Origin of the sequence: Flavobacterium sp. (assembly GCF_003525665.1) — a bacterium.
Taxonomy (GTDB): Bacteria; Bacteroidota; Bacteroidia; order Flavobacteriales; family Flavobacteriaceae; genus Flavobacterium.
Window position 1 is genome coordinate 7,871 of record NZ_DQDX01000015.1, and the last position, 8,379, is coordinate 16,249.

The 8,379-nt window shown below is 34.3% G+C and carries 6 protein-coding genes; 3 read left to right on the top strand and 3 right to left on the bottom strand.

Features of this window, described 5'->3' with window-relative positions:
* Window positions 1-643, bottom strand: a 643-nt coding sequence (dapF, locus tag DIU01_RS00915; protein ID WP_290831388.1) for a diaminopimelate epimerase, incomplete at its 3' end; no start/stop codon positions are given.
* 265 nt (window positions 644-908) lie between these two features.
* Between dapF and DIU01_RS00920 the strand changes: the two genes are divergently transcribed.
* The 3 genes from DIU01_RS00920 to DIU01_RS00930 all read left to right on the top strand — a co-directional run bounded on the left by DIU01_RS00920 (window position 909) and on the right by DIU01_RS00930 (window position 4,423).
* A complete protein-coding gene (locus DIU01_RS00920; protein ID WP_290831389.1) occupies window positions 909-2,297 on the top strand; it encodes a trypsin-like peptidase domain-containing protein in 1,389 nt (462 codons plus the stop codon).
* 176 nt (window positions 2,298-2,473) lie between these two features.
* A complete protein-coding gene (locus DIU01_RS00925; RefSeq protein WP_290831390.1) occupies window positions 2,474-3,922 on the top strand; it encodes a glyceraldehyde-3-phosphate dehydrogenase in 1,449 nt (482 codons plus the stop codon).
* 132 nt (window positions 3,923-4,054) lie between these two features.
* Entirely contained in the window at window positions 4,055-4,423 is a 369-nt protein-coding gene (locus tag DIU01_RS00930; RefSeq protein ID WP_290831391.1) for a hypothetical protein, read from the top strand.
* A 34-nt stretch (window positions 4,424-4,457) separates the two neighbouring features.
* Here the strand turns inward: DIU01_RS00930 and DIU01_RS00935 are convergent, their stop codons facing one another.
* Both DIU01_RS00935 and DIU01_RS00940 read right to left on the bottom strand, forming a co-directional pair.
* Window positions 4,458-5,867, bottom strand: coding sequence for an APC family permease (locus tag DIU01_RS00935; RefSeq protein ID WP_290831392.1), 1,410 nt, complete (start codon window positions 5,865-5,867; stop codon window positions 4,458-4,460).
* 124 nt (window positions 5,868-5,991) lie between these two features.
* Complete coding sequence (locus DIU01_RS00940; RefSeq protein WP_290831393.1) at window positions 5,992-8,253, bottom strand: aconitate hydratase; 2,262 nt, start codon at window positions 8,251-8,253, stop codon at window positions 5,992-5,994.
* Between the last annotated feature and the right edge of the window lie 126 nt (window positions 8,254-8,379).

An 8,379-nucleotide genomic window follows, 5' to 3' on the forward strand; every position in this document is an offset into this window, starting at 1 on the left:
TAGTTTTTCCGATGGCATTCATGGCGATTGCTGTTGCTGTTGCTCCTGTTCCACAAGACAATGTTTCGTCTTCAACGCCGCGTTCGTACGTGCGAAGAGCGAAATGATTTTCGGATAGTTGATTAACAAAATTCACATTGCTTCCTACTTTTCCGTACAAATCAGAATATCTTATTGTTGCGCCGTTTTCCTTCACGTTATAATTTTCTAAATCGTTTACTAAAGTTACATGATGTGGCGAACCTGTGTTTAAGAAAACATACTCGGATTCTATTTTTACTTCATCAACGTCTTTCATTTGTAATGAAACAATTCCGTTTTCATCGATTGTTGCGTTGTGTAAACCGTCGGTAGCTATGAAAGTTGCTTCGTTATTGATTACATTTAAACTTTTGGCAAATGCTACAAGACAACGACCGCCGTTTCCACACATTGAACTTTCGTTTCCGTCGGAATTGTAATAGACCATTTTAAAATCTGTCGAATTGTCATTTTCTAGTAGAATTAACCCGTCGGCACCGATGCCAAAGCGTCTGTCACAAAGACTTTCTATGAGTTTGGTATTATTTTTGGGGAAATTTTCAAGACGATTATCGATCATCACAAAGTCATTTCCTGTTCCTTGATATTTGTAAAATTTCATTTTTGAGTTTCTTATAAGCTTATTGAAATTCTGATTTAATGCTATGGATTACAATCTAGCCCTGATTGAAGCAGTTACCTTGTAACGCGAAAAGCAGGAAAATGGTTTATAGAAAAGCGCAAACCATTCGCTTCTGTAAATTTAAAGCATTACAAAGTTACAAATATTAATGGGAAGTTAAAGTGTGTTAAACGAGCGTTAAACTGATTTTATGAAAATAATAAAACTGTAATTTTGATGTTAAATGATTTAAACAAGTAAGATTATGAAACGATTATCAAGTTTATTTTTAGTGTCTTTATTGAGTGGTGCCACAACACTTGGCGCGTATAAATTATTTATTGAAAAGGATACTAATGGCAATTCTATTGTTACGCAAGCCCAGAGTTCTAACTATAGAACCGTTGGTGCCGGTGCAGAAAATATTGATTTCACTGCTGCTGCTGAAAATGCGGTTCATGCTGTAGTTCACGTGAAAAATGTTTCTGTTAGAACGGTTTATAACCCAATTATGGAATATTTTTATGGTTCTCGTGGCGGACAACAGCAAGAGCAAATTGGTACTGGTTCTGGAGTTATAATTTCTGAAGATGGTTATATTGTTACTAATAATCACGTGATTAAAGATGCAACTGAATTAGAAGTTACCTTAAATAATAACAAAGTTTACAAAGCAAAATTGGTGGGAACCGATTCTAAAATGGATATTGCTTTGTTAAAAATTGATGCTGATGGAAAATTACCTTATTCAACTTTTGCCGATTCCGATCAGGTAAAAGTTGGCGAATGGGTTTTGGCGGTTGGAAATCCGTATAATTTGAATTCTACGGTTACTGCTGGAATTGTATCTGCTAAAGCTAGAAATTTAGACACAAGAGGAATTCAGTCGTTTATTCAAACGGATGCTGCTGTGAACCCAGGAAATTCTGGTGGTGCATTGGTAAATACTCGTGGAGAATTGATTGGAATTAATACGATGATTTCTTCTCCAACAGGAAGTTATGCTGGGTATTCGTTTGCTGTTCCTTCTAATATTACTCGTAAAATTATTGAAGACATTATGGAATTTGGTAATGTTCAAAGAGGAATTTTGGGTGTTGAAGGAAATGCCTTAACTGGAACTATGTCTAAAGAATTTGGTGTGAAAGATACCGAAGGTTTTTACATTAATAAGGTAAATAAAAATTCGGGTGCAGAAAAAGCTGGATTAAAAGAAGGTGATATTATAAAGAAATTAGACAATCAAAAAATTGGAACTTTCGCAGAATTGTCTGGTTATATCAACACAAAACGTCCAAATGACAAGATTAATGTGACTTTCGTGAGAGATGGAAATGTAAAAACGGTTCCGGTTACTTTGGTGAAAAATGACATTATTATAACTGAGTTTAAAGGGTTGGAATTGGAAAATCTTTCGGCTGCCGATAAGAAAAACTTCAGAATTGACTATGGTGTAAAAATCAAAGAAGTAAATAATGAACGATTGGAACCTTATAAAGAGGAATTGCAAGGAAGTATTATATTAGATATAAATGGTGTAAAAGCTACCGATGTTGAAACCGTTTCGAGAGCGACCAATAATGCTGATGAAAACCGAGGCACAAGTGTTAAATTAATGACGAAAAATGGTCAAGTGATGCGAATCATTATATAAAAATCAATAATTCAACAAGTTAAAAATCCAATCTTAAACGATTGGATTTTTTTATTTTAAAAAAAGTAGCGAAATCGTTTTCGTAGAAGGTTTTAAAATTATATTTTTGCACCGAAAATTATGATCCCGAAATAAATTCGGGCTAAACAACACACAACAAAAAATTTCTTTTCCTTATGAACAACAACGCATTATACGAAAAAGAGCTTGCTTTTCAAGCAGACAGAAGAAAAGCCGGAGTTGAATTTATCAAAATCATTAGCGATTTATGGTTTGACAAATCAATTGAATTAGTACTTTTTAGAAATCAATTAATTGACAGAAATGTTAGTGACATCATCAACCTTCATGAGTACGCAGGTGAATTTGTTCAAAAACCAATTAATGTATTTGATTCGGTTGAAATTGCTCGTGCTATTCAAAATTTAGATTTACCACCATCAAGAATTGATATTGGAAAGCTAACGTATGAATATCATCTTGAAGACAACAAATATCATGATGCAAGAGCGTTTGTAATTGATAAATTGAAGAATGCAAAATCATCTAAAGACATTAAACCTAAAGATGTAGTTCTTTATGGATTTGGTAGAATCGGTCGTTTATTGGCTCGTGAAATGATGAGTAAAATTGGTAAAGGACAACAACTTCGATTGAGAGCAATTGTAACTCGTGATAAAAATGATGCAGAATCATTAGAGAAAAGAGCTTCATTATTACGATATGATTCAGTTCACGGAGATTTTGAAGGTTCGGTAAGTGCCGATCCAGAAAATAATGCTTTAATAATTAACGGAACAACTGTTCACATCATTACAGCAAATTCTCCAGAGGATATTGATTATACTGCTTATGGAATTGAAGATGCATTAGTGATTGATAACACTGGAGCATTTACAAGTGAAGAGGCGTTGAAGCGTCATTTAACTTCTAAAGGTGTTACTAAAGTTTTATTGACAGCACCAGGAAAAGGAGTTCCAAACATTGTTTATGGTGTAAATCATGAAGAATTTAATCCAGATACAGTAGATATTTTCTCGGCTGCTTCTTGTACGACAAATGCAATTACTCCGATTTTAAAAGCAGTTGAAGACACACTTGGCGTTGTAAAAGGTCATCTTGAAACGATTCATGCTTATACTAACGACCAAAACTTGGTTGATAATATGCATAAAAAATACCGTCGTGGACGTGCAGCAGCATTAAACATGGTAATCACAGAAACTGGAGCTGGAAGTGCTGTTGCCAAAGCTTTACCAAGTTTAGCAGGGAAATTGACTTCAAATGCTATTCGTGTTCCTGTACCAAATGGTTCACTTGTTGTTTTAAATTTAGAAGTTGGAAAAGAAACTTCTATTGAAGAAATTAACAACATCATGAAACAATATGCTCTTGAAGGAGAACTTGTTGAGCAAATTAAATATTCATTAAATAACGAATTGGTTTCATCAGATATTGTAGGAACATCGGCACCATCAATTTTTGATAGCAATGCTACAATTGTTTCTGGCGATGGAAAAAACATTGTTTTATATGTTTGGTATGATAACGAATATGGTTACAGCCATCAAGTTATTAGACTTGCAAAATATATTGCTCAAGTAAGACGTTATACTTATTACTAGTAGATTATTAATTCTGAAATTTAAAATCCGTTTATCTAAGATAAACGGATTTTTTTTTGATTTTTTATTGGATATTAATATCATTTTAGTATATTTAGCGCATAAAATTAGTATCCCAAACTAAACCCAAACATGCGTATCAATTTAATTTTGTTGCTTTTAGCGACACAACTCCTTTTTGCTCAAAAGGAACAACAAGTGAGCACCTATAAATATGGTTATAACGGAATGGAACTTATTGTTAAGTACAAATCTGAAACATTTGTCGTTAGTACTTACAATTCTAAAAAGGTTATAAAAGACGAAGTTGCACAAAAAGTGTATGACTATTTTAAAAGTAACACAATAAAAACCGGTGATACAATTAACATCACTGCAAATGACGCTTGTGTAACTGGAAAATGTTTCATCACAAAAAAAGGCAATTTAACTTCTATAAACTTCTATTACGAAACCATAAAATGGAACGACGGATTAACCGAAGTTTACAAAAAAACTTAAAAAAAATGCTCCAAGTATTAATTGGAGCATTTTTTTATTCTTTGGAACCCATCAAATAATAAATTGGAATTCCGGTTAGCATTATTAAAACACCCCAACCACAAGTTGAGAATTTTGTAATTAATAGCCCAATACTCAATGCTGTTGCAATTATAATATACAACGCTGGAAGAAATGGATATCCAAACGCTTTGTATGGACGTTCAGCATCTGGTCGTTTTTTACGAAGAATGAAAATTCCGTAGATCGTTAGGATATAAAAAATAAGAACAATGATTACAACAAAATCCAATAAATCGCCATATTTCCCTGTCAAACATAACGCCGAAGCCCAAAAACATTGTGCCCACAAAGCCCAAGATGGAACGCTTGCATAATTTAATGTTGCTGCTTTTTTAAAGAATAATCCGTCTTTAGCCATTGTATAATAAACTCTTGCTCCTGCCATAATTAATCCGTTGTTGCAGGCAAAAGTCGAAATCATAATCATTACAGCGATAATAATTGTTCCGCTGTCGCCAAATATACTTTGGGAAGCTACAACTGCTACTCTATCTGATTTTGCAAAAGCAATATCTTGTAAAGGAACAACTGCCAAATACATCATATTGGCTAAAATGTAAATGATACTTACGATAAAAGTTCCTAGAAACAAACTCAAACCAACGTTACGTTTTGGATTTTTAATTTCACCGGCAATAAAAGTTACGCCATTCCATGCATCACTTGAAAAAACAGATCCAACCATTGCGGCAGAAATAGCAGCAATTATTGCAGAACCTGAAATTGGCAACCAAGAACTAGAATCTTTATTATAGGATTGTAATTCAAAAGCATTAGTCCAATTGGCATTCCAAATTTCTGACTTTGCAGCCAATAAAAATCCGAAAATAATCAATCCGGCAAGCGATAATATTTTGATAATTGTTAGAACAGTTTGAAGCATTTTACTGTCTTTAACTCCGCGACTGTTGAGATACGTTAGAAAGATAATCGTAATAATAGATACAATTTGAGCTGCATTTAGATTAAATGAACCAACAGTATATAAGATATTTTCATCACTTAATGGCGGAAATAAATAAGCAGCAAATTTGGAAAAAGCAACACCAACCGCAGCAATAGTTCCGGTTTGAATTACAGCGAAGAAACTCCATCCGTATAGAAACGCTATTAATTTGTTGTAAGATTCTTTTAGATATACATATTGTCCGCCTGCTTTTGGAAACATAGCGCTTAACTCGCCATAACTTACTGCAGCAATAACAGTGATTAACCCAGTTAACAACCAAATTATTGTAAGCCAACCTGCGCTTCCTACTTGTCGGACAATATCGGCACTAACAATAAATATTCCGGAGCCAATCATCGATCCAACGACAAGCATTGTTCCGTCTAGAAGTCCGAGTTCTTTTTTAAATTCTTCTTGATTATTTTCTTCCATTCTTGGTTATTTTGGTTTGGTTTAGTTTTGATAAAGATAAAAAAAAGGTTGAATAAATTTGAAATAAAAAAAACGCTCCAAAAAATTGAAGCGTTTTAGTATATAAAAAAATTACAAACCAATATTATGCATTGGCAGCAATCAAGTTCAAAGCAGAACCAGCAACAAACCAACCAATTTGGCTTTCGTTGTAAGTATGATTTGCTAAAATGATGTCTTTCGAACCATCAGCGTGAACAAATTCTAGTGATAATGGTTTTCCTGGAGCAAATTCTTTTAAATCTAAGAAATTGATAGTATCGTCTTCTTTGATTTTATCATAATCTGCTTCGTTAGCAAAAGTTAACGCTAACATACCTTGTTTTTTCAAATTTGTTTCGTGAATACGAGCAAATGATTTTACTAAAACTGCTTTCACACCCAAGAAACGTGGCTCCATTGCAGCGTGTTCTCTTGAAGAACCTTCACCATAATTTTGATCACCAACAACAATCGAAGGAACACCAGCAGCTTTGTAAGCTCTTGCAACAGCAGGAACAGCAGCATATTCTCCAGTTAATTGATTTTTAACTTTATTAGCTTCTTGATTGAAAGCATTTACAGCACCAATCAACATATTGTTAGAAATATTATCCAAATGTCCGCGGAAGCGTAACCATGGTCCAGCCATAGAAATATGGTCAGTAGTACATTTTCCGAATGCTTTGATTAATAATTTTGCACCTGTAATATTTTGTCCATCCCAAGCATCAAATGGCGCTAAAAGTTGTAAACGATCTGAAGTTTCAGAAACTGCTACTACTACACTACTTCCATCTGCAGCCGGAGCTTGAAAACCTGCATCTTCAACATCAAATCCTCTTTTTGGTAATTCATCACCAGTTGGTGGATTTAATTTTACAGCTTCACCTTTATCATTTAATAAAGTATCAGTGATTGGATTGAATGATAAATCACCCGAAATTGCTAATGCAGCTACCATTTCTGGAGAAGTTACAAAGGCATGCGTATTTGGATTTCCATCGGCACGTTTAGAGAAATTTCTGTTAAACGAATGCACGATAGTATTTTTTTCTTCTTTATCAGCTCCAGCTCTATCCCATTGTCCGATACATGGTCCGCAAGCATTTGTAAATACTTTTGTTCCCATTTTTTCGAAAGTTGCGATAATTCCGTCTCTTTCAATAGTATAACGAATTTGCTCAGAACCTGGATTGATTCCGAATTCTGCTTTTGGAGTAATTCCGTGAGCAACAGCTTGTTCTACAATTGATGCAGCACGAGCCATATCTTCGTAAGATGAGTTGGTACAAGAACCAATTAAACCCCATTCTACTTTTAAAGGCCAACCATTTTTAGCAGCTTCTTCTTTCATTTTAGAAACTGGCGTTCCTCTATCTGGAGTAAAAGGTCCGTTAATGTGTGGTTCTAATTCAGATAAATTAATTTCGATAACTTGATCAAAATATTGTTCTGGGTTAGCATAAACTTCATCGTCACCAGTTAAGTATTTTGCAACTTTATCGGCAGCATCAACAATATCTTGACGATCTGTTGCAGCTAGATATCTTCTCATTGAATCATCGTAACCAAAAGTAGAAGTTGTAGCACCAATTTCGGCACCCATGTTACAGATTGTTCCTTTACCAGTACAAGACATATTGATTGCACCTTCTCCAAAATATTCTACAATTGCACCAGTTCCACCTTTTACAGTAAGAATATCAGCAACTTTAAGAATTACGTCTTTTGGAGCTGACCAACCGTTCAATTTTCCAGTTAATTTTACTCCGATAAGTTTTGGAAATTTCAATTCCCAAGACATTCCAGACATAACATCTACTGCATCGGCACCACCAACACCAATTGCTAACATACCTAAACCACCAGCATTTACTGTGTGCGAATCGGTACCAATCATCATTCCACCTGGAAATGCATAATTTTCTAAAACAATTTGGTGGATAATTCCTGAACCTGGTTTCCAGAAACCAATTCCGTATTTATTAGAAACAGACGAAAGGAAATCGAAAACTTCTTTAGATTGTGAATTTGCCACAGCCAAATCGGTAGCCGCGCCTACTTTAGCCTGAATTAAGTGATCACAGTGCACTGTTGTTGGAACAGCAACTGTCTTTTTTCCAGCGTGCATAAATTGAAGTAAAGCCATTTGAGCTGTCGCATCTTGACATGCAACTCTATCTGGAGCAAAATCTACGTAATCTTTTCCTCTAGAAAAAGCTTGAGAAGGCGTTCCTTCCCATAAGTGAGAGTATAAAATCTTTTCTGATAGTGTTAACGGACGACCAACAAGTTCACGTGCTTTATCAACACGTTCTGCCATAGTTCCGTACACTTTTTTAATCATTTCAATATCAAAAGCCATAATAAAATAGGTTTATTTGTTTGCAGTGCAAATTTAATGAAATTAATGATAATTAAAAAATATTTAATAAAACCTATGTTTCAAAAGATTATTATTGCCAAATCACTAATATGACTACTTATTATT

Excerpts from the sequence above, each read along its gene's own strand:
- DIU01_RS00920 (WP_290831389.1), top strand. The coding sequence starts at position 909 with ATGAAACGATTATCAAGTTTATTTTTAGTGTCTTTATTGAGTGGTGCC.
- DIU01_RS00925 (WP_290831390.1), top strand. The coding sequence starts at position 2,474 with ATGAACAACAACGCATTATACGAAAAAGAGCTTGCTTTTCAAGCAGAC.
- DIU01_RS00930 (WP_290831391.1), top strand. The coding sequence starts at position 4,055 with ATGCGTATCAATTTAATTTTGTTGCTTTTAGCGACACAACTCCTTTTT.
- DIU01_RS00935 (WP_290831392.1), bottom strand. The coding sequence starts at position 5,867 with ATGGAAGAAAATAATCAAGAAGAATTTAAAAAAGAACTCGGACTTCTA.
- DIU01_RS00940 (WP_290831393.1), bottom strand. The coding sequence starts at position 8,253 with ATGGCTTTTGATATTGAAATGATTAAAAAAGTGTACGGAACTATGGCA.